Source organism: Sphingopyxis macrogoltabida (genome assembly GCF_001307295.1).
Classification (GTDB): Bacteria; Pseudomonadota; Alphaproteobacteria; order Sphingomonadales; family Sphingomonadaceae; genus Sphingopyxis; species Sphingopyxis macrogoltabida_B.
In genome coordinates this window covers 4,004,878-4,024,102 of record NZ_CP012700.1, presented here as the reverse complement: position 1 = coordinate 4,024,102, position 19,225 = coordinate 4,004,878, and the positions used below count along the sequence as shown (strand labels likewise).

At 67.1% G+C, this 19,225-nt stretch carries 19 protein-coding genes; 8 read left to right on the top strand and 11 right to left on the bottom strand.

All coding sequences use genetic code 11. The features are described 5' to 3' along the window. Window positions 1-82 precede the first annotated feature (82 nt). Window positions 83-265: a hypothetical protein gene (locus tag AN936_RS18685; protein ID WP_145923569.1), complete on the top strand. Its 183-nt coding sequence runs from the start codon at window positions 83-85 to the stop codon at window positions 263-265. 86 nt (window positions 266-351) lie between these two features. On the opposite strand, the gene AN936_RS18680 is transcribed toward AN936_RS18685, so the two are convergent. Next, window positions 352-573 (bottom strand): hypothetical protein, encoded by a 222-nt coding sequence (locus tag AN936_RS18680; protein WP_054589395.1) that lies wholly within the window; start codon window positions 571-573, stop codon window positions 352-354. A 99-nt stretch (window positions 574-672) separates the two neighbouring features. Here AN936_RS18680 and AN936_RS18675 point away from each other — a divergent pair, with 99 nt between their 5' ends. After that, entirely contained in the window at window positions 673-1,014 is a 342-nt protein-coding gene (locus tag AN936_RS18675; RefSeq protein ID WP_054589394.1) for a DUF962 domain-containing protein, read from the top strand. Window positions 1,015-1,042: 28 nt separating this feature from the next. Continuing rightward, window positions 1,043-1,471, top strand: a complete 429-nt coding sequence (locus tag AN936_RS18670) for an OsmC family protein (protein ID WP_054589393.1) — start codon at window positions 1,043-1,045, stop codon at window positions 1,469-1,471. 4 nt (window positions 1,472-1,475) lie between these two features. Here AN936_RS18670 and AN936_RS18665 read toward each other — a convergent pair whose 3' ends face one another. The 4 genes from AN936_RS18665 to AN936_RS18650 all read right to left on the bottom strand — a co-directional run bounded on the left by AN936_RS18665 (window position 1,476) and on the right by AN936_RS18650 (window position 4,233). Beyond that, window positions 1,476-2,060 carry a 2'-5' RNA ligase family protein gene (locus tag AN936_RS18665; protein WP_054589392.1) on the bottom strand — a complete coding sequence of 195 codons (585 nt, stop codon included), beginning with the start codon at window positions 2,058-2,060 and terminating at the stop codon, window positions 1,476-1,478. Between the two features lie 100 nt (window positions 2,061-2,160). Beyond that, the gene (locus tag AN936_RS25330) at window positions 2,161-2,733 is read right to left on the bottom strand and encodes a hypothetical protein (RefSeq protein ID WP_201782939.1); all 573 of its coding nucleotides are present in this window, start codon (window positions 2,731-2,733) and stop codon (window positions 2,161-2,163) included. Window positions 2,734-2,776: 43 nt separating this feature from the next. Next, complete coding sequence (locus AN936_RS18655; protein WP_149037723.1) at window positions 2,777-3,667, bottom strand: hypothetical protein; 891 nt, start codon at window positions 3,665-3,667, stop codon at window positions 2,777-2,779. Window positions 3,668-3,771: 104 nt separating this feature from the next. Continuing rightward, window positions 3,772-4,233, bottom strand: a complete 462-nt coding sequence (locus AN936_RS18650; protein WP_054589390.1) for a glycine zipper 2TM domain-containing protein — start codon at window positions 4,231-4,233, stop codon at window positions 3,772-3,774. Between the two features lie 182 nt (window positions 4,234-4,415). Between AN936_RS18650 and AN936_RS18645 the strand changes: the two genes are divergently transcribed. Next, window positions 4,416-5,282: an arylamine N-acetyltransferase family protein gene (locus tag AN936_RS18645; RefSeq protein WP_054589389.1), complete on the top strand. Its 867-nt coding sequence runs from the start codon at window positions 4,416-4,418 to the stop codon at window positions 5,280-5,282. An 8-nt stretch (window positions 5,283-5,290) separates the two neighbouring features. Here the strand turns inward: AN936_RS18645 and AN936_RS18640 are convergent, their stop codons facing one another. The 5 genes from AN936_RS18640 to AN936_RS18620 form a co-directional block, all read right to left on the bottom strand. After that, window positions 5,291-6,184, bottom strand: coding sequence for a hypothetical protein (locus tag AN936_RS18640; protein ID WP_054589388.1), 894 nt, complete (start codon window positions 6,182-6,184; stop codon window positions 5,291-5,293). A gap of 75 nt (window positions 6,185-6,259) precedes the next feature. Next, window positions 6,260-7,828 carry a hypothetical protein gene (locus AN936_RS18635; protein ID WP_158500117.1) on the bottom strand — a complete coding sequence of 523 codons (1,569 nt, stop codon included), beginning with the start codon at window positions 7,826-7,828 and terminating at the stop codon, window positions 6,260-6,262. A 69-nt stretch (window positions 7,829-7,897) separates the two neighbouring features. Continuing rightward, window positions 7,898-8,725, bottom strand: a complete 828-nt coding sequence (locus AN936_RS18630; RefSeq protein ID WP_054589386.1) for a ThuA domain-containing protein — start codon at window positions 8,723-8,725, stop codon at window positions 7,898-7,900. An 86-nt stretch (window positions 8,726-8,811) separates the two neighbouring features. Then, window positions 8,812-9,228, bottom strand: coding sequence for an NAD(+)--rifampin ADP-ribosyltransferase (arr, locus tag AN936_RS18625; RefSeq protein ID WP_054589385.1), 417 nt, complete (start codon window positions 9,226-9,228; stop codon window positions 8,812-8,814). A gap of 195 nt (window positions 9,229-9,423) precedes the next feature. After that, window positions 9,424-9,894 carry an Lrp/AsnC family transcriptional regulator gene (locus AN936_RS18620; protein WP_054589384.1) on the bottom strand — a complete coding sequence of 157 codons (471 nt, stop codon included), beginning with the start codon at window positions 9,892-9,894 and terminating at the stop codon, window positions 9,424-9,426. Between the two features lie 97 nt (window positions 9,895-9,991). Here AN936_RS18620 and putA point away from each other — a divergent pair, with 97 nt between their 5' ends. Beyond that, window positions 9,992-13,087, top strand: a complete 3,096-nt coding sequence (putA, locus tag AN936_RS18615) for a bifunctional proline dehydrogenase/L-glutamate gamma-semialdehyde dehydrogenase PutA (protein ID WP_054589383.1) — start codon at window positions 9,992-9,994, stop codon at window positions 13,085-13,087. Between the two features lie 181 nt (window positions 13,088-13,268). Here the strand turns inward: putA and AN936_RS18610 are convergent, their stop codons facing one another. Next, window positions 13,269-14,207, bottom strand: coding sequence for a tetratricopeptide repeat protein (locus AN936_RS18610; protein ID WP_173585674.1), 939 nt, complete (start codon window positions 14,205-14,207; stop codon window positions 13,269-13,271). Between the two features lie 157 nt (window positions 14,208-14,364). Here AN936_RS18610 and gdhA point away from each other — a divergent pair, with 157 nt between their 5' ends. Genes gdhA through AN936_RS18595 form a run of 3 tightly spaced genes read left to right on the top strand, consistent with a single transcriptional unit; the run spans window position 14,365 to window position 19,222 of the window. Beyond that, window positions 14,365-15,720, top strand: coding sequence for an NADP-specific glutamate dehydrogenase (gene gdhA / locus AN936_RS18605; RefSeq protein WP_054589382.1), 1,356 nt, complete (start codon window positions 14,365-14,367; stop codon window positions 15,718-15,720). Between the two features lie 60 nt (window positions 15,721-15,780). Next, window positions 15,781-17,238 (top strand): multiheme c-type cytochrome, encoded by a 1,458-nt coding sequence (locus AN936_RS18600; protein ID WP_054589381.1) that lies wholly within the window; start codon window positions 15,781-15,783, stop codon window positions 17,236-17,238. Between the two features lie 4 nt (window positions 17,239-17,242). Continuing rightward, window positions 17,243-19,222 (top strand): heme-binding protein, encoded by a 1,980-nt coding sequence (locus AN936_RS18595; RefSeq protein ID WP_054589380.1) that lies wholly within the window; start codon window positions 17,243-17,245, stop codon window positions 19,220-19,222. Window positions 19,223-19,225 lie beyond the last annotated feature (3 nt).

The window sequence follows — 19,225 nt, the reverse complement described above, 5'->3', positions numbered from 1 at the left end:
GCGCGGCGTCGCGGCATAAGCGGGGCATCGGGAACGACCCGAGCCAGTTTCGAACAGACGAACCGCTTTGAAAGGAATGACGATGACCCGGAAGATGTTTCTCGCCCCCGTACTTGCTCTCACCGTTCTTGCGTCGGCGACCCCCGCGATGGCGCAGTCGGCGCAGCCCTCGCAGGGCATGACGATCACCACCAACCCGGTGCAGATTCTCATCGGCCTGCTGCTGCCCGCGGTGCAGAAGGTGCGCGAAGCCGCGAACCGCTGATCCACATTTACCGATTTCGGGCCGGTCCCTCCGGCCGGTCCGGATGACCCTCCCGCCGATGCGACCCCGGCGGGAGGGTCTTTGCGTCAATTGCCCGCGCGGCGGTGCATGACGAAAGCGAGCAGCATGACCACCGAGCTGAAGCCCACCAGCGCGCCCGCGCCGGTCGAGATCATCTCGATCGATGCCACCGGATCGTTCGAATTCCAGGCCCCGCTCTTCGTCTGCGCGACCATATACCAGGCGCCGATGAGGATGATCGCATCGAGCAGGACCAGACCGAGCAGCGCGCGCGTCGATTTCTTCATATGCTCCTCTGTATAGAGCCTCGCCAGTCTATCACGATGGGGGGCTCGCGTCTTCAAGGGCCGCTTGACCTCGCCGCCCGCCCGCCGCATCCTCGCGCCATGCCGGGACGCTACACAAGCTTCGCCGAATTCTGGCCCTTTTATCTGCGCGAACACAGCAAGGCGCGCACGCGGGCGCTGCATTATGTCGGCACCAGCCTGGTCGTGCTGATCGCCGTCGCGGCGGTGGCGAGCGGGCGCTGGGGCTGGCTCGCCGCGCTGCCGCTCGCGGGCTATTTCTGCGCGTGGGTCGCGCATTTCGGGGTCGAGAAGAACCGGCCGGCGACCTTCACCTATCCGCTGTGGAGCCTCGCCGCCGACTTCCGCATGTGGGCGCTGTGGCTCACCGGCCGGCTGGGCCCCGAGCTCGACAAAGCAGGAGTCGCGCGCGGCGCGTCCTGAAAACGGTTTTGGCCAAGGAGACATATCGATGACCGTCAATCGCGCATCCGCCCGTTACGAAGGCTTCGGCAAGGAAGGGCGGGGATCGATCACCACGAAGTCGGGCGTCCTCGACAAGCAGCCCTATGGTTTCGGCACCCGCTTCGAAGGGCAGCCGGGAACGAACCCCGAGGAGCTGATCGCGGCGGCGCATGCTGCCTGTTTCACCATGGCGCTGTCCTTCGGGCTCGCGCGCGCCGGCTATTCGGGCGACACGCTGGAGACGAGCGCGGCGGTGACGCTCGAGCAGCAGGACGGCGGTTTTGCGATCGTCAAATCGGCGCTGACGCTGACCGGCACGGTGCCGGGGATCGGCGCCGACGAGTTCGCGAAGATTGCCGAGGAAGCCGAGAAGAATTGCCCGGTGTCGAAGCTGCTGAACTGCGAGATCACGCTCGAGCACAGCCTCGAAAACTAGGGTCCTAGGCGGCGCGGCGCAGCGGCGGCGGCAGTTCGTCTTCCATGAAGGCGAAGGCGCCCTGCGCCGGCGGAAGCAGCGACCAGCTTTGCAGCACGCGGTGGCGGCGATGGCCGACATGGCTTTCGATCAGGACGAGCTCGCGCGGCGTCCACCGCCAGGCCATGGGGACAGGGTCGAAGGCACAGGCACCATAGCCGAGCGTGATGTGAGGCCGCAGCCCCGACTTTCGATGCATCGGTTCGATGCCTTGCGCCGCCAGGAGCGCGACGATGCCCTCATAGAGATGGCGTATGCCGCCGATGCTGCCGACCGTGGTGAGTTCGGCCCCCATTTCCCGGCTCATGATCCGACCGAAGGGAATGTGACTCGCAGCGGGGAGCCCCGATGCGAACGCCGTCGTGACGCGCTGCCGCAGGAAAGGCTGCGGCTCGGCTGTTTCGGCGATCGTGCAGAGCGTCAGGTGATAATTTTGCGGCTTCAGCCCCGCAAACAGGTCGCCCGCGACGGGCGGCAACTGGCGCGCGAGCCAGCCCGCACGGTCGGCGGCAACCTGAAAGCCCAGGAAATAGCGGAACATCGGGTCCATCGTCCTTCCTCCGAATCGGATCAATGTTTCTATTATGTTCTCATTTACCGGAAGAGTCGAATCGCAAGGGACGGGGAGGGCGTGCCCTCCCTCGGTGCGGTCAGCCCTTTTTCGCCGCGCAATCGCCGTCGCGCTTTTCCTTCTTGCCGTTCGCGAGGAACCAGCGTGCATCGTCGACCATCGCCGGGTCGTTCATATAGCAGACGTCGGTGGCGCCGGTCTTCGGATCGACAAGGACCATCCACTGATGCTCGCCGCATTTATGCTGCTGGCACGACCAGGAAGCGATCTTTCCGTCGATCGCCTCGATCGGCGCCGAGGGGCCCTGCGTCGTGGTAATGGCGGTGCGGATGCGGGCGTCCTTCACTGTTGCCGCAATGCCCGCCTTGACCAGCGGATGGTCGCCGAAGGCGATGCCGTCGACCTTGTCGAACGGGTATTTGCCGACATAGGCGGCAAGGTCGGGGGCGCCCGCCGCGGGTGCCGCAGCGGCCGGGGCGGCTGCCGGCGCTGCGGTTTCGGGCGTAGCCGAGGCGGCGGGCTGTTCCTTCGCCTCGCCGGCCGGCGCCGCGGCTGCCTGCTTTTCCGGGCTGGCGCCGTCGCATGCCGCCAGCGTCAGGACGGCCGCGCCGATCAGGGCAGCAAGGGGCAGGCGGGGCGCGCGAAAGATCATGTCATATCTCCTGTGGAATGGGCCGGGTGATGGCAAAGCGGGATCAATCCTCGCCAGCGTCGCGGGCGGCGCCGACATGCAGGCGCACGACGCGCGCGATCGCCTTGCGCTGTTCGTTCGAGCGAAAGGCCGGGTCGAGCCGGTAAAGCCCGGCGAGGAAGCCGAGATCCCAGTGGGTCAGGCTGGGCGGCGCGGCCTCGGCGCCGCCCGGGCCGAAAAGCGAGAGGATCGTCGGCATCGCCTGCGCGGCGCCGCGACCGTCATCGGTTCGCGCGAGCGTCCGCATCGCGGCATAGTCGGCGAGCTGGGTCAGCGTCATGTCGCGGAGCGCCGATGCCTCGACGAGCAGGAAGGCGCCGCTGAATTCGAACTGGATCGTCGTACCGATGCGCGTCGGCACGACCTGGTTCTGGACATAATAATCGACCGCGCCATCCTCGGTGCGGCCGACAGGGCGGCGGTCGGCCCCCTTCAGGCGGACGATCTGCCACGCCGCGACGGGACCGTCGCCGTTCGCCAGCGCCGCTATCTCGGCTTTCGGGAGCGTGTCGAAGAAATCGGGGCGCGTCTTTTGCCAGTGCGCGATGGCGCGGGCCCGGTCATCGACGACGAGGATGACGAGATTGGGGCGGCAGTTCTCCCTCGCGGTGCGGATGTCGGCTGCCTTGGCGACGGCGCGGATACGGCGCGCGACGATCGCGGCATCGCGTTCGGCGAGCCCGATGCTGGTCGGGCACAGCGGATCCTCAAACCGGGCGATCTGGTCCTTTTGCGAGGACGTGGCGATGGCGTCGACGAAGGTTTCGCTTCGCCGGTCGGGACCGCGCTGACCGGTTACGACGAGCTCGCGCGGATCCGTGGGGGCCGGGGGCGGCACGACGGCGGGAGCGGGCCCGGCGGACAGCGCCATTGCCAACAGGATCGTCGTCGTCATCCGGCATCATGCCGACCGTTGCCGGCCAATGATAGGCCGGAAACAGCCGGGTTCCAATAGTTTGATGACCACTGCCGGCAGGCAGGCCGCGCGTTACCGCGGCCTTAGCGGCAGCGCACGCCGTCCTTTTCCTTGCTGGCGCTACGATCGATTGCCCGGCCCGCGACGGCGCCGCCGACCGCGCCGAGCACGGTGCCGAGGGTCTTCGAATCGCCCGGCGCGATGACGTTGCCGGCAATGCCGCCGACCACCCCGCCGACGATCAACCCGGTCGACCCGTCGCTGCGGCGGCAATAATATTGGCCGTTGCGGCCGCGATAGACGCGGTCGTTATTCGACAGGCGGCGTTCCTTGTAACGGCGGTCGCTGCGATAATAATCGTCGGCATAATAGCCGCCGCGCCGCGGATCGGGCCGGTCATAGTCGTAACGGCCATTCTGGTCGTAATAGCCGCGATCATAATAGCCGTAGCCGCCGTCGTCATAGGCGCCATAGCCGCCGGTCGAGGCACAGCCGCCGGCGAGCATCGTCGCGGCGATGAGGGGGGAAAGCATCAGTCGGTTCATCTGCTTCACTCCTGATGGGGGCCGGCGAGCCGGCGTGCCCGCCGGGTTTGGCGCGGCATGCGGGGAAGCTTATGCCGGATAGACCCGCGAGACCGCCCGCAGGTTCCCGCTTATCGCTTGATCTCCACCAAGGTTGAGCTTTCATAAGATGCGGCGAACGATTCGCGAGACCGGAGAATGGCATGCCGCACGACCCCCGACCCACCGCAGATTTTGCTGCCCCGCCCGACGTCGACCTGCCGCGCTACCTTGCGCGGATCGGCTATGACGGACCGCTGGCGCCGACGCTCGAGGTGCTCGCTGCGCTCCAGGCAGCCCATATCGCCGCGATCCCGTTCGAGGCGATCGACGCGCTCACCGGCGCCGGCGTCGATATCGGCGCCGAGGCGGTCGATGCCAAGCTGATCGCGGCGCGGCGCGGTGGCTATTGCTTCGAACAGAACGGGCTGTTCCTGCGCGTGTTGAGAGCGCTCGGCTTTGCCGCCGAAGGCCTGATCGCGCGCGTCCGGTGGATGCTGCCCGACGATGCGCCGCCGACGCCGCGGACGCATATGGCGGTGCGGGTCATGCTCGACGGACGCGCGTGGCTCGCCGATGTCGGCTTCGGCGCCGCCGTACCGCCCGCGCCGCTCGCGTTCGATGTCGCCGCACCGCAGGAAACGCCGCACGAAACCTATCGCATCGCGCGGCGCGGGGCCGAATGGCGGCTCGCGGCGCTGATCGACGATGAATGGCGGACGCTCTATGCCATCGAGGACGCGTCGCCCCCGGCGATCGATTACGAAGTGGGCAACTGGTACACCGCGGCACACCCCGATTCGCATTTCCGCCACCAGCTGATCGCCGCGCGGACGACCGCAGAGGCGCGTTACGGGTTGCGCGACAACCGGCTGTCGATCCGCTTTGCCGACGGGCGCAGCGAGCGGCGCTATCTTGGCGCCGACGAGATCGAGGAGGCGCTGGCGTCGATTTTCCTGCTGCCGGTGCGGCCGCACTGGCGCACCGCGATCGAGCGGGCCGCGACCGCGGAGATAGCCGTGCCGGCCTGAGCGGCGGCTCATTCTTTCGCCGGCGGGACGCTTTCGAGGTCGCGGACCATCGCCCTGCCGATTTCGGCGCGCTGCTGCGGTGCGAAGCGGTCGGTGCTGATCGCGTTATAGCCGCGCAGATAGGCGAGGTCCCAATGGGTCAGGGTGGGCGGCACCTCGCTGCCCATCGGCGCCTCCAGCACCGTCAGGATCGTCGGCGCGTTCAATTTTTCCAGCCGCTCGGGATCGGCGCGGGTGAAGGCGCGCATCGCGGCATAATCGCCGACCTGCGTCGTCGTGAGCCCCGCAAGCGCGCGATATTCGACCACGACAACCGATGCGACGATCATCGGCCGCGTCGTCGGGGCGATCCGCGACGGCGTATCGGTCGAGCTCAATATGCGATAGCCGCGCTGGTTGTTCATCGGCACCGACGTCCCGTTGCGATCGACCACATCCTCCAGATACCAGGAGACTGCAGGACCGGGGCGGCTGGCGAGTTCGACCGGCCGGTTTTCGTCGCCCTTGAAATAGGCGGGATGCGCGCGAAGCAGCGCGCGGACCAATTCTTCCTTGTCCTGCGCGAAGATGACCAGCGCATTGGGGCGGCAGCCGGGGACGGCGACGCGCATCTTCGCCGACATGGCGACCCGGCGCATTCGTGCGGTCACCGCGGTATCCTGCGCTTCGCTCAGCCCGACCGCCGCCGGACACACCGCGTCGCGGTCGAAGCGCGCGACCGGATCGATCCCCTGTGTGTCGGTGAGGTCGCGGACAAAGGCGCGGATCTGCCGCTCGCGCTGCTCGCGGTCGTTCTTGCCGATCACGACGATGTCGGATTTGCCGGTTGCCGGCGCGCTTTCCTGCGCCGCCGCTCCGGCGAAGCAGGAAAGCGCGAGAATGAGGGTCGTCAGCGGACGCATCGTCGATTCTTCCGTGCGGCAGGAACCCGTCGCGGCAGTTTAGGTGCGGGCGCGCGATACGCAAGCCGCTTGCCGTTACGGATCGGCGGGAAATACCGGGATACGCGTGCAATCGCTCGCCGCGCCGTCGAAGGGCAGGGTCGACGAACTGCACGTCCAGCCCTTGTACCAGTCGTCGTTCGCGTCGCGGACGGCGCCGACATAGGGTGTGGTGTCGAAGAAGGCGTCCACCGTCTTGGCATCATAGGCGGTCAGCGCGGTTTCGGTGACACCGTTGACGAAGCCGCCGATCAGGCCGGGCGTGTAAGACGCGCTGTTGTTGGTGCCCATGTTGAAGATCGCCTGCACGTCGGCGTCGCTTACCCCGTTCGACCCCGCGAAGCGCGGGCTGCCGCACTGCATCGATACCGAGAAAATGCGCGGCGGGCCCAGTTCGCCGATCGCCGGGTTCGCGGCCTGGATCGTCGCTGCGCCGCCGATGCCGAGGCACGGCGCGCCCGGCGAGACGAGCAGCCCGTTGACGAGCGCGGGGTCGGCGCCGCCGCGGATCGAGATCGCCGCTTCGCCGGCCGGCACGCCGTTGCGCTGGAGCAGGGTGAAGTTCGACATCCGGAGCTGCGAGCGCAGCGTTACATCCTCGTTGCCGTCCGAATCGATCTTCAGGATCGGGCCGGCGGGACCGCCCGCGCGCTGCGCCGCGACGACATATTGCAGATTGCCCTGATATCCGACGTCGGCATAGAGGCGGTCGTTCCCTGTCAGCAACAGATGCTGGAAATTGCCGCGCCCGCCGAGCAGCGACATGCCCTGGCCGCTGTTGTGCACCTGGATATGGTGCTGGGTCCGCACCGGCTGCGAACCCGCCATGACGAGGCCGCTGAGGTCCGAACCCGGAATCGGCGCGCCCGCATAACGGATCTGGACGTAGCGCAGCAGGCTTTCGCGATAATTGACGATGTTGCTGCCATAAGGGAAACTAGGGAGAAGCTCACGCTTGCAATTTCGCGAACCGGGCACCGCGGCCGGTGCGTCGCAGTCGCTGATCGGCGCCCAGTTCGCTGTCAGGATGCCTCCCCACTGCTTCGAGCTGACGTCGGTCGCTGTACCCTCGACATTCGCGCGGCTGGTGAAAATGATTGGCCGCGTCGGCGTCCCTTCGGCAATCAGCCAGGCGCCACGTCCCACAACCAGATAGGAATCGGCGTCTTCCGCCATGAGGATGGTCCCGGGCGCAAAATTTATGGAAGATTCCACGCTATCTTCGAGTTCGGGGTCAGCGCCGTTGATCTCGACGCGTCCCTTGATCGTATAGACGACGCCCGGCGCGTAAACGAGCCCGACGCGACGCAGGCCAAGATCCGAAGGGAGTCGGCACATACGCCACGTTCCCTCCGGTCCGGTGACAGTGCCGGCATTTTCAAGCGTGAAAGCAGCCGCGCCGCTGACAAAGGGGCAACTCGGTGGTGCCACGACCGGTGTAGGCGTCGGAGTAGGTGTCGGGGTCGGTGTGGGCGTCGGAGTGGGTGTAGGCGTCGGCGGAACAACCACTACTCCGCCGCCGCTGTCTCCACCGCCGCATGCCGCGAGCATCGAACAGGCTGCGGCACCGAGCAGCAGCCGGTGGATGCGCTTGACCGTCGCCATCGACTTTCTCCCTTTTGCGAGAGATAGATAGCGTGGTCGGCGGCGCGTGCCAATCGCATTAAGCCGCGCTCAATCGCAGCCCGCCCCTTCTGCCCGAGCCGCCCAGCCGATCGCGCCGTCGAGCATTTCGAGATGCGTGGGGTCGGACCAGGCCTCGGCCCGGTGACCCAGCGCCGAATAGAAGATGCGGGCGCGGCCTTCGCAGCGCCACCAGACGAGCGCATGGCCATCGCCCATGCGATATGCCGCATCGAGCCGCAGGCTGTCCTCGTCGAGCCGGGCGAGAATATGCGCGTCGGCGGCGGGCGGGGCGTCCCACGCATAATATTCGTCGGTCCAGCGCCAGCGCGGCGGCAGGTGGCGCGTCGCGGGATGGCTCCGGTCGGTCAGCACCAGATCGGCGGGCTGGAACTGGTCGGCGCCGCCCGGATGGCCGGTGAAATTCCCGTTGCCGCGCATCCGCACGAACCAGCCGGGGTGGCTGCCGTCGCCCGCGCTGTGAAGGCCGACGAAGCCGCCGCCCCTGGCGATCCACGCCTGAAAGGCGGCGCGCTGGCCGGGGGTATAGATGTCGCCGCTGGCATTGGCGAAGACGATGACGTCGAAGCGGGCGAGCTGTTCGGGGTTGAAGATCGCGGCATTTTCGGTGGCAAAGCTGCTCCAGCCGCGCGAGCGCACCAGCGCTTCGATCGCGGGAACCGCCTCGGCGATGCTGTCGTGGCGATAGCCGTTGGTCTTGCTGACGATCAGCACGGCGGGGCGCGTCAGCGCGGGCAGTTCGGGCGGGACGCTGTCGAAAACCGGTGCGGGGTGCCGGGGGCCGGGGGCGGCCGCCGTGCCCGACGATTGGGCGGCGAGCGCCAGCAGCAGCGCGGCGGCGAATGGGGCGGCGATCATGATCGTATCTCCCTGCTCTTGCCTCTTGCTACTGCTACCGGTGTCTTTTGCAAGCGCCGGATACCGGGATCGTCATGCAGGGGCGCTCAATCGATGATCGGCGCGCCCTCGGCCTTCAGCCTGGCGAGATTTTCCTTCATCGCTTGCAGCACCTCGGGTGCGTGCGGCTCCCAGCTAGCGACCTCGCCGACGATGCGCAGCGGCGCGCGGCTGCGATAGCTGCGCGTCGGATTGCCGGGGAATTTCTTGTCGGTGAGGTTCGGGTCGTCGAACCAGTCGCCGGTCGGCGCGACGATATAGATGCGCTCGCGGCCTTCGCCGCGCGCCAGCTCGCAGCCCCAGATCGCGGCGTCGAGCGTCGCCGAAAAATAGATCCACGACAGCGGTTCGGAACGGTAATTGCCCGTCCAGCCGGCGACGAGCAGGTCGCCCGCCTTCAGGTCGGAACGCGTGCCGTGATAGAAGATGGCGCCGGTATCGGGGCCGGTGGGGGTGTCAGTCATGGCTTGGCTCGCAGCGGGGTCGGGGCAGGGAAAGCGAATCGGGAGACGATGTCAAACGCGCCGGGCCTTGATCCCTATGGTGACTTGGTCCTCTTCGTCACCCCGGACTTGATCCGGGGTCCAGGCAACGGCCGTCGTCATGGACCCCGGATCAAGTCCGGGGTGACGAGATTGGGGAGGTGCCTTGAGTCCAGCTTAGCGCGCCGATTCGAGGATCGTTTCCATCGCAACGAAGGTCGAGGTGCTGGCGACGTGCGGCAGGCTCGATATTTTTTCGCCCAGCACGATGCGGTAACGGCGAATGTCAGCGGTGCGCACCTTGAGCAGATAGTCGAAGCTGCTCGCGATCATGTGGCATTCCTCGACCTCGGCGATCTGGCGGACCGCCGCGTTGAACTGGCGCAGCGCTTCCTCGCGCGTGTCGGAAAGTTTGACCTCGGCAAAGGCGACATGGTCGAGCCCGACCTTTGCGGGGTCGATGATCGCGCGAAAGCCGATGATCAGCCCGCTTTCCTGCAGGCGCTTGACGCGCTGCTGGCACGGGGTTTTCGACAGGCCGACGCGCTGCGCAAGCTCGGTGAAGGTGATGCGGCCGTTTTGGCCGAGAATCGCGAGAATCTTCCGGTCGAATTCGTCCATATCGACTGTCGAAGATTCATTTTTCATACAAATAGACTAAGATTATACGTGAAATAGGTCAAATCATAAACTTCAGGACGAATATGAAGTCGGATCGACCGACCGATATGCGCTATCATGCGCCATGACCCAGACCAACGATCGCGCCGCGCTGCGCACGCTCGCCCGCCGTCCCGAAGCCGATATCGTCGCCGATCTGCGCGCCGCGCTGGCGACATCGTCCGCCAGTGTCGCCGCGGTGACGCAGCGCGGACTGACGATCATCCGCCGTGCCAAGGACGAAGGCGAGCGCGAGACGCTCGTCGCGCAGTTGATGAACCGCTATCGCCTGTCGACCGAAGAGGGCGTCGTGCTGATGTGCCTTGCCGAGGCGCTGCTGCGCGTACCCGACAATGCGACCGCCAACGCGCTGATCCGCGACAAGATCGCGGGGCGGCACTGGGCCGAGGGCGACGATGAAGACAGCCCGCTGATCGTCGCGCTATCGGCGCGCGGCCTGTCGCTGGGGTCGGCGACGCTGATGCTGGGCGCGATGGGCAGCAAGGCGAATCCGCTGAGCTTGCTGAAGTCGATGATCCGCCGCTCGGGCGAGCCGGTGATCCGTCAGGCGGCGCTCGCCGCGATGAAATTACTCGGCCAGCAATTCGTGATGGGCGAAACGATCGACGCGGCGGTCAGGCGCGCCGACAAGGAAAAATCGGAACTGGCGAGTTTCGACATGCTCGGCGAGGCGGCGCGCACCGCCGAGGATGCCGCGCGCTATTATGACAGCTATGCGGGTGCGATCGCGCGGATCGGCAAGGCGGCGAAGCCGGGCGACCCGCACGCCAATCACGGCATCTCGATCAAGCTGTCGGCGCTCCACCCGCGCTATGAATATCTGCAGCCGGCGCGTGTGCAGGAAGAGCTGATCCCGCGCGTTATCGAACTGGCGCGCGCCGCGCGTGCGGTGAACATCCCGCTGATGATCGACGCCGAGGAAAGCGACCGGCTCGAACCCCATATGGACGTGTTCGCGGCGCTCATCGACGCCGGAATCGCTGACGGCTGGACCGGGCTCGGCATCGTCATCCAGGCCTATCAGAAGCGCGCGCCGGCGGTGATCGACTGGCTCGCGGCAAGGGCGCGCGCGCGCGGCGTCAAGCTGTCGATGCGCCTCGTCAAGGGCGCCTATTGGGATACCGAGATCAAGCGCGCGCAGGCGCTCGGGCTCGGCGATTTCCCGGTGTTCACCGAAAAGCTCCACACCGATCTCAATTACCTTCGCTGCGCGCAGTTGCTGCGCGACTGTCAGGATTGCATCTATCCGGCTTTTGCCAGCCACAATGCGATGACGCTGGCGTTTGTGTCCGAACTGTTTGCGGGCGGCGATTACGAACTGCAGCGGCTGCACGGCATGGGCGAAGGCGCGCATGATGCGCTCGTCGCGCTGTTCCCGCCGCGGCGCCCGGTGCGCGTGTATGCGCCGGTCGGCACGCACCGCGACCTGTTGGCTTATCTTGTCCGCCGCCTGCTCGAAAATGGCGCGAACTCCAGCTTCGTGCACCAATTTTCCGATCCCGACGTCACCGCCGAACAGCTTGCGGTCGACCCGCGCAGCGTCGCGAGCAAGCCGGCATCGACGATCGCGACCGGCCTCCAGCTGTTCGGGCTCCACCGCCGCAATTCGCGCGGTTACGACTTGGGCGAGCCCGGCGTGCCCGAGGCGCTGGTCGCCGCGATCGCGAAGGCGCGGCGGAGCGATGCCGTTGCGGCGCCGATCGTCGGCGGCAGCCCGCGCAGCGGCAAGGCCGAACCAGTCCGCAACCCCGCGACCGGTGCTGCAGTCGGACAGGTGATCGAGGCCGACACCGCGGCGGTCGCCGACGCGGTTGCCCTTGCTCGCGCGGCGCAGGACGACTGGAGCCTCGCCGGCGGCGCCTTCCGCGCCGAACGGCTCGAACGCGCCGCCGACCTGCTCGAGGAACGCGACGCGCAGTTCCTCGGCCTTGCGATCGACGAAGCGGGCAAGACGCTCGTCGATGCGATCGCCGAGGTGCGCGAGGCAATCGACTTCCTGCGCTATTATGCGGGGCAGGCGCGTGCCGATTTCACTTACCCCGTCGCGCTCCCAGGGCCGACCGGCGAGCGCAACGAACTGATCCTCGAAGGCAAGGGCATCTTTACCTGCATCAGCCCGTGGAACTTCCCGCTCGCCATCTTCCTCGGGCAGGTGTCGGCGGCGCTCGCGGCGGGCAACGCCGTGCTGGCCAAACCCGCCGAGCAGACGCCGCTGATCGCCCATGCGGCGGTGGAACTGCTGCTCGAAGCGGGCATTCCCGGCGATGTGCTCGCGTTCCTGCCCGGCCGCGGCGAGACCGTCGGGGTCGCGCTGACCGGCCATGCCGATATCATTGGCGTCGCCTTTACCGGCTCGACTGAGGTTGCGCGCGCGATCAATCGCGGGCTGGCGATGCGCGACGGGCCGATCGCGACGCTGATCGCCGAAACCGGCGGCGCCAATGCGATGATCGTCGATTCGACCGCGCTCCCCGAACAGGTCGCGCGCGACGCCGTCGCCAGCGCCTTCCAGTCGGCGGGGCAGCGCTGCTCGGCGCTGCGCCTGCTCTGCGTGCAGGAGGATGTCGCCGACGGAATGATCGAAATGGTCGCGGGCGCGATGGCCGAACTCAATGTCGGCGACCCGGCGCTGCTCGCCACCGACGTCGGCCCGATCATCGACGACGAGGCGCAGGCGAATATCGCCGCCTATGTCGCGGAAGCGCGCGCGGCGGGGCGCGTCATCGCCGAGGCGGGGCGGACGAATCTGCCCGCCGACGGCCATTTCGTGCCGCCGGTGCTGATCCGGCTCGACCATGTCGCCGACCTGAAGCGCGAGATTTTCGGGCCGGTGCTCCACGTTGCGACATGGAAAGGCGGCGAGCTCGATCAGCTGATCGATGCGATCAACGCCTCGGGCTATGGCCTGACCTTGGGCGTCCACACGCGCATCGACGGGGTGGCGGCGCATGTCGCGGCGCGCGCGCAGGTCGGCAACGTCTATGTCAACCGCAACCAGATCGGCGCCATCGTCGGCTCGCAGCCCTTCGGCGGCCGCGGGCTGTCGGGGACGGGGCCGAAGGCGGGCGGGCCGCATTATCTGCACCGTTTCGCCGAGGAAAAGACGATCAGCACCGATGTCACCGCCGCAGGCGGCAATGCGGCGCTGATGGCTGGATAGCATCCGCCGGTTGTCCGGTGGGATAGCAAGACCACGAGGCCCGATACAGAGTGGACGGCTGTCCCGGGCAATACGTCCGAAAGCGTCCCGCGGCTTTGTGCCGCGGCGACCCTTTGTTATGGTTCCCCCCGCAGCAACGGGAGCTGTATATCTGTTTCCCGGTCGTGGGCCAACGCGCAAATCACGCGCCGGGCACGCCGAGCAACTGGGCCTGCGCTTTCAGGCGTCCCGCCGCCGCTGGATTGGCGGCGATGCCGTCCTTCAGCGCCTGTGCCGCCTTCGCGGTTTCGCCGAGCGTCATCCGGCTGCGCATCAGCATGATCCAGCGGTCGACGTCGGCGGGATTGGCCTTCAGCTTGGCTTCGAGCCCGCTCACCATGCCCTCGATCATCTGGTCCTGCTGACCCTTGGGAAGCTGCGATGCGGCTTCCATGTCGGCGCGGCTCGGGCCGGGGATCGCGCGCGCGGCGACCGGCATTTCGTTGGCGGTCAGCGGCCGCGCCTGCGTATTGGTCAGCCGGGTGGCGACGTCGATCTTGTGGATCGCGCCGACCTGTTCGATCGTGCGGCGCAGGTCGGCCTCCCACGGTGCGCCCTGCGGCGTGTCGGCGAGCAGCGCGAACCAGTCGTCGATCGCGCCCTTGTGATCGCCGCCGATGTCCTTCTTCACCGCCATGAAATAGCGCGCGCGCGGATCCTTGGCGTCGAGTGCGATCGCCTTTTCGAACGCCGTCAGCGCCTGCGGCGGCATCGGGTCGCGGTCGCTCGCCATCACGCGCGCCTCGCCGAGCGCCGACCAGAGCCCCGCCGATTCGGGCGAAATCCCGACCGCTTTCTCATAGGCAGCGGCCGCCCCCGCAAAATCGGAGAGGTCGAATCGCGCCGCGCCGAGCGCGGTCCAGGCCTCGGAGCTGTTCGGTTCGCGCTGCGTTCGCGCCTCGAGCGCGGCGAGCTGGTCGGACGGCGCGGCGGCGGCTTCGGCGACCGCACCGGGCGCCGCTGGCGCGGAATCGCGCCACACCGCATAACCGATCGCCCCCGCCAGCAGGACGAAGGCGGCGGCCAGGATCGCCCGGTTGGTGCGCGTGATGCCGCCGGTCATCTTGTTGCTCTCGCTCATTTTTGCCCCTCTTGTGCGCCGCCGAAAAAATATCGTCCGTGCGCGCCGTCATATTGCCTTTGCTTCGCGATGGTGTAGCCTTGATCGGGCAAGGTCGGTCAACGACTAAATCGTTAACGGGGTCGCACCGGCTTTCCAGTCATCAGGGGAGGGGTGCATGGCAGTATCGGATCACGTCGATTTTCCGACGTTCATGGAGGGTGTGAAAAAGCGCAACCCGGGGCAGCCCGAGTTTGCGCAAGCGGTGCAGGAAGTCGCCGAGGACATCTTCGATTTCATCAAGGACAAGGAAGAATATCACGCGCAGCAGATCTTGCGGCGCATCGCCGAGCCCGACCGGGTCGTTTCTTTCCGCGTCTGCTGGGAAGACGATAACGGCAATATCCGTGTCCAGCGCGGCTGGCGGGTGCAGAACAACAATGCCATCGGCCCGTACAAGGGCGGCATCCGCTTTCACCCGTCGGTCACCGAAAGCGTGCTCAAGTTCCTCGCCTTCGAACAGACGTTCAAAAATGCGCTGACCGGGCTGCCGATGGGCGGCGGCAAGGGCGGGTCGAACTTCAACCCCAAGGGCAAGAGCGTGCGCGAGATCATGCGCTTCTGCCAGAGCTTCATGACCGAGCTCTATCGCCACATCGGCGCCGACATCGACGTGCCCGCGGGCGACATCGGGGTCGGCGGGCGCGAGATCGGCTTCATGTTCGGCCAGTATAAGCGGATCACCAACGAATTTACCGGGGTGCTCACCGGCAAGGGCCTCGAATGGGGCGGCTCGCTGATCCGTACCGAGGCGACGGGTTATGGCGCGGTCTATTTCCTCGCCAACATGCTCGCCGCGAAGGGGCAGGATTTGGTCGGCAAGACCGCGGTCATTTCGGGCTCGGGCAATGTCGCGACGCATGCGGCCGAAAAGATCGTCCAGTTGGGCGGCAAGGTGCTGACCCTGTCGGATTCGGGCGGTTTCATCCACGATCCCGACGGCATCACGCAGGAAAAGATCGACTGGGTGAAGACGCACAAGACGCACCGCCGCGGCCGGATCGAGGAATATTGCGACGAGTTCAAGGGCGCGACCTTCACCGCGGGCAAGACGCCGTGGGGGGTGAAGTGCGACGTCGCGCTGCCGTGCGCGACGCAGAACGAGTTGCTTGGCGAGGATGCGAAGGCGCTGGTCGCGAACGGCTGTATCGCGGTCAGCGAGGGCGCCAACATGCCGACCAATCTCGACGGCGTGCACATCTTCAAGGACGCGAAGATCATGTTCGCGCCGGGCAAGGCGGCCAATGCCGGCGGCGTCGCGGTTTCGGGGCTGGAAATGAGCCAGAACAGCGGCCGCCGGAGCTGGAGCGAAGCCGAACTGCAGCAGATGCTCAAGGATATCATGGACGGCATCCACACGCGCTGCCTGACCTATGGTGATCAGGGCAACGGTTATGTTGACTATGTGAAAGGCGCCAATATCGCTGGCTTCAAGAAAGTCGCCGATGCGATGCTGGCATTCGGGGTGGTTTAGGCTAGTGAGATCAGGGGCCAAGGCGCAAAAGCGCCGGGCCGGGGTAAAAGGGGACTGCGGATGACGACGAACGCGGGTTCAGGGCGCGGCGATCGGCCTTGGGCGGCATTTGCCGCCCTCGCGTCGATGCTGTTCGTGCTGGCGCTCGCCGCTGTCGTCGCCGCGCCGCCCGCGCGTTCACAGGGCGAAAGCGGCGCTCGCTATACCGGCGTCGCCTCGTGCGCCGGATCGACCTGCCACGGCCGGATGGAAGGCGACGGGGTCGTCGTTCGCCAGGACGAGCTGATGAAATGGCAGGAGCCATCGACCCCCGGCGGCGCCCACAGCCGCGCCTGGGCGGTGCTCAGCAACAGCCGCAGCCGGTTCATCGCGCAAAATCTCGGCATCGGCGACGCGGCGACGGCGCCGATGTGCCTCGGCTGCCACAGCACCAAGGGCGCGATCGACGCGGCGGGCGGCGCGATGCGCGGCACGGTGCCGCTCGAGGACGGCGTCGGCTGCGAATCGTGCCACGGCCCCGCCGGCGGGTGGATCGCGAGCCATTATGCCGGGGTCGGCACCAACGCCGATCCCGACGCCGAAATGCGCCAGAAGCATCTCGCCAACCTGTCGGCGGGGCTGAAAAAGCTCGAAGACCCGGTGGTCCGCGCGGGGGTCTGCGTCGATTGCCATTTCGGTTCGGCCGGCGAGGGCCAGTTCGTTACCCATCGCATCATGGCGGCGGGGCATCCGCGGATCAGCTTCGAACTCGACCTCTTCTCGTCGCTACAGGCGCATCATCAGGAGGATGCCGATTACGGCTGGCGCAAGTTCGGCGCCCCGGCGGGGCGGACCGACCATGTCCAGATGTGGGCGGTCGGGCAGGCGACCGCGATCGAACGCAGCCTGTCGCTGTTCCAGTCGCGGCGCGGGACCGAGGGCATGTTCCCCGAATTTTATTTCCTCGATTGCCATAGCTGCCATCGCCGCATCTTCGATCAGGCGAAGCCGGTGAAGACGAGCCTCGGCAACCCCGGGCGCAACATTCCCGAAGGCATGCCGCCCTATAATGACGAGAATCTTATCATGCTCGCCGCCGCGGCGCGGCTCGCCTCGCCGGCGCTCGCGGACCAGCTCGCGGCGCGCACCGCGGCGTTCCACAAGGCGATGGCCACCGACCGCGCAAGCGCGGTCAAGGCCGCAGCGGAGCTGTCGCAGACGGTCGCGGCGCTCAAGAGCGCCTTTGCGTCGCGCGGCTTTTCGGGCGCCGATGCCTTTGCGATGGTCGATGCGATCTCGGCGAAGGCGATCAACTACCGTTTCACCGACTATTCGGGTTCGCAGCAGGCGGTGATGGGGGTGGACACGTTGCTCAATGCGATGGTGTCGTCGGGGCGCGTGACCGTCGGCGCGGCCGCCGGCATCCGCGGCGACATCGATCGTGCCTATACCGCGGTCAAGGACCCCAACGCCTATAAACCCACCGACTTCCAGACCGCGCTCGGCAGCGCGGTCCGCTCGATCAGGGCTTTGCGCTAACGATATGAAAACCCGGTCCTCTCTGTTCCGCTCGGCGACCTTCGCGGCCATCGGCGCGCTCCTCCTGACCTCTTGCGGCGGTGGCGGGGGCGGCGGCACGCCGACGCCTACTCCCACGCCGACGCCGACCCCCACACCGACCCCGACGCCGGGCGGCCTCTATACCCCGCCCGCCGCGCAATCGCTGAGCGTGACCGAGGTCCAGCAGATCCTGGCCAATGCCGTTGCCGAGGCGCAGGCTCGCGGCTTGCCGTCGGTGATCGCGGTGACCGACCGCGTCGGCAACGTCCTCGCGGTGTTCCGCATGAACGGCGCGCGCGCCACCGCGACGACCGCCGCGGCGCCGAACGGCGCCAATATCGACGCGCAGAATGTGCCCTTTCCCGCGGCGGCCGGGGCAATCGCCAAGGCGGTGACCGGCGCCTATCTGTCGAGCGGCGGCAACGCCTTTTCGACCCGCACCGCCAGCCAGATCGTCCAGGAGCATTTCCCGCCGGCACCGACCACTGTCGGACTGGAGAGCGGGCCCTTGTTCGGGGTGCAGTTCAGCCAGCTCCCGTGCAGCGATTTGAGCAGCCGTTTCGGCGCCGCGGGTTCGGCGGCGCTGATCGGGCCGAAGCGCTCGCCGCTCGGGCTCGCCGCCGATCCGGGCGGGCTGCCGCTGTACAAGAACGGCGTGCTCGTCGGCGGCATCGGGGTGATGGGCGACGGCGATTACGGCATCGACACCGACACGCTCGATATCGACGCCGACCCTGAGGAGTTCATCGCGCTCGCCGGGACGCGCGGGTTCGAGGCGCCCGCGAGCATCACCGCCGACAAGATCACCGTCGACGGGACGAGCCTGCGCTTCTCCGACGCGACCTTTGCGGGGGTGATGAGCGGCGGCGGGACAAGCTTTGCGAGCATCAACGGCAGCGCAGGCAGCCTTGTCGCGGTCACCGGCTATGCCAATGCCGCAGTGATCGCGGGAACCGCCTATGGCAGCGAGGCGTCGGGGATCCGCGCCTCGACCAGCGCCGAATTCTCGAACCGCGACGCCTTTGTGCTGACCAACGGCAGCGGCACCAACCGCTACCCGATCCGCGCCGGAACCGACGGCGCGTCGAACAGTGCGCCGCTGACCGCCGCCGAGACGCGCGCGGTGCTCGAGGAAGCCTTTGCGGTGATGAGCCGCGCGCGCGCGCAGATCCGCCGCCCGCTCGACAGCCGCGCGCAGGTGACGATCAGCATCGTCGACACGCATGGTTCGGTGCTCGGGATCGTCCGCTCGCCCGATGCGCCGATCTTTGGCACCGATGTCAGCCTGCAGAAGGCGCGTACCGCCGCCTTCTTCTCGGGCGCGCAGGCGGGCGCCGAACTCAGCGCCAATGCGAGCGCCGATGTCCGCCAGTTCGTGCCGGCGACGCGGACTTTCCTGGGTGATTCGACTGCGCTCACCGGCAAGATCGCCTTCGCCGACCGTTCGGGCGGCAATCTGTCGCGGCCCTATTTCCCCGACGGCGAAGTCGGGCGGCCGCACGGGCCGCTGTCGCGCCCGATCCAGCAGTTCAATCCCTTCTCGACCGGGCTGCAATCGGCGCTGATCATCAGCAATCTCGGCGCGCATCTGGGTTTTGTGGGCGGCAGCAGCGCGACCGACACGCCGCAGCGTTGCACGACGCTGCCCGACGTCGCGGCCGGTCAGAACCGGCTTCAGAACGGCATCCAGATCTTTCCCGGCTCGGTCCCCATCTATCGCGGCGACCGCCTTGTCGGTGCGATCGGGGTGTCGGGCGACGGCATCGACCAGGATGACATGATCAGCTTTTTGGGCACGCATAACGGTGGCGCACGGGTCGGTGGCATCGGCAACGCGCCGAAAGCGATCCGCGCCGACACGATCGTCGTCAATGTCGGTGCCGGGGTGCGGCTGCGCTATATCAGTTGTCCTTTCGCGCCCTTCCTCGACACGGCGCAGCAAAATGTCTGCGACGGGCTATAGACG

Excerpts from the sequence above, each read along its gene's own strand:
- AN936_RS18685 (WP_145923569.1), top strand. The coding sequence starts at position 83 with ATGACCCGGAAGATGTTTCTCGCCCCCGTACTTGCTCTCACCGTTCTT.
- AN936_RS18680 (WP_054589395.1), bottom strand. The coding sequence starts at position 573 with ATGAAGAAATCGACGCGCGCGCTGCTCGGTCTGGTCCTGCTCGATGCG.
- AN936_RS18675 (WP_054589394.1), top strand. The coding sequence starts at position 673 with ATGCCGGGACGCTACACAAGCTTCGCCGAATTCTGGCCCTTTTATCTG.
- AN936_RS18670 (WP_054589393.1), top strand. The coding sequence starts at position 1,043 with ATGACCGTCAATCGCGCATCCGCCCGTTACGAAGGCTTCGGCAAGGAA.
- AN936_RS18665 (WP_054589392.1), bottom strand. The coding sequence starts at position 2,060 with ATGGACCCGATGTTCCGCTATTTCCTGGGCTTTCAGGTTGCCGCCGAC.
- AN936_RS25330 (WP_201782939.1), bottom strand. The coding sequence starts at position 2,733 with ATGATCTTTCGCGCGCCCCGCCTGCCCCTTGCTGCCCTGATCGGCGCG.
- AN936_RS18655 (WP_149037723.1), bottom strand. The coding sequence starts at position 3,667 with ATGACGACGACGATCCTGTTGGCAATGGCGCTGTCCGCCGGGCCCGCT.
- AN936_RS18650 (WP_054589390.1), bottom strand. The coding sequence starts at position 4,233 with ATGAACCGACTGATGCTTTCCCCCCTCATCGCCGCGACGATGCTCGCC.
- AN936_RS18645 (WP_054589389.1), top strand. The coding sequence starts at position 4,416 with ATGCCGCACGACCCCCGACCCACCGCAGATTTTGCTGCCCCGCCCGAC.
- AN936_RS18640 (WP_054589388.1), bottom strand. The coding sequence starts at position 6,184 with ATGCGTCCGCTGACGACCCTCATTCTCGCGCTTTCCTGCTTCGCCGGA.
- AN936_RS18635 (WP_158500117.1), bottom strand. The coding sequence starts at position 7,828 with ATGGCGACGGTCAAGCGCATCCACCGGCTGCTGCTCGGTGCCGCAGCC.
- AN936_RS18630 (WP_054589386.1), bottom strand. The coding sequence starts at position 8,725 with ATGATCGCCGCCCCATTCGCCGCCGCGCTGCTGCTGGCGCTCGCCGCC.
- arr (WP_054589385.1), bottom strand. The coding sequence starts at position 9,228 with ATGACTGACACCCCCACCGGCCCCGATACCGGCGCCATCTTCTATCAC.
- AN936_RS18620 (WP_054589384.1), bottom strand. The coding sequence starts at position 9,894 with ATGAAAAATGAATCTTCGACAGTCGATATGGACGAATTCGACCGGAAG.
- putA (WP_054589383.1), top strand. The coding sequence starts at position 9,992 with ATGACCCAGACCAACGATCGCGCCGCGCTGCGCACGCTCGCCCGCCGT.
- AN936_RS18610 (WP_173585674.1), bottom strand. The coding sequence starts at position 14,207 with ATGAGCGAGAGCAACAAGATGACCGGCGGCATCACGCGCACCAACCGG.
- gdhA (WP_054589382.1), top strand. The coding sequence starts at position 14,365 with ATGGCAGTATCGGATCACGTCGATTTTCCGACGTTCATGGAGGGTGTG.
- AN936_RS18600 (WP_054589381.1), top strand. The coding sequence starts at position 15,781 with ATGACGACGAACGCGGGTTCAGGGCGCGGCGATCGGCCTTGGGCGGCA.
- AN936_RS18595 (WP_054589380.1), top strand. The coding sequence starts at position 17,243 with ATGAAAACCCGGTCCTCTCTGTTCCGCTCGGCGACCTTCGCGGCCATC.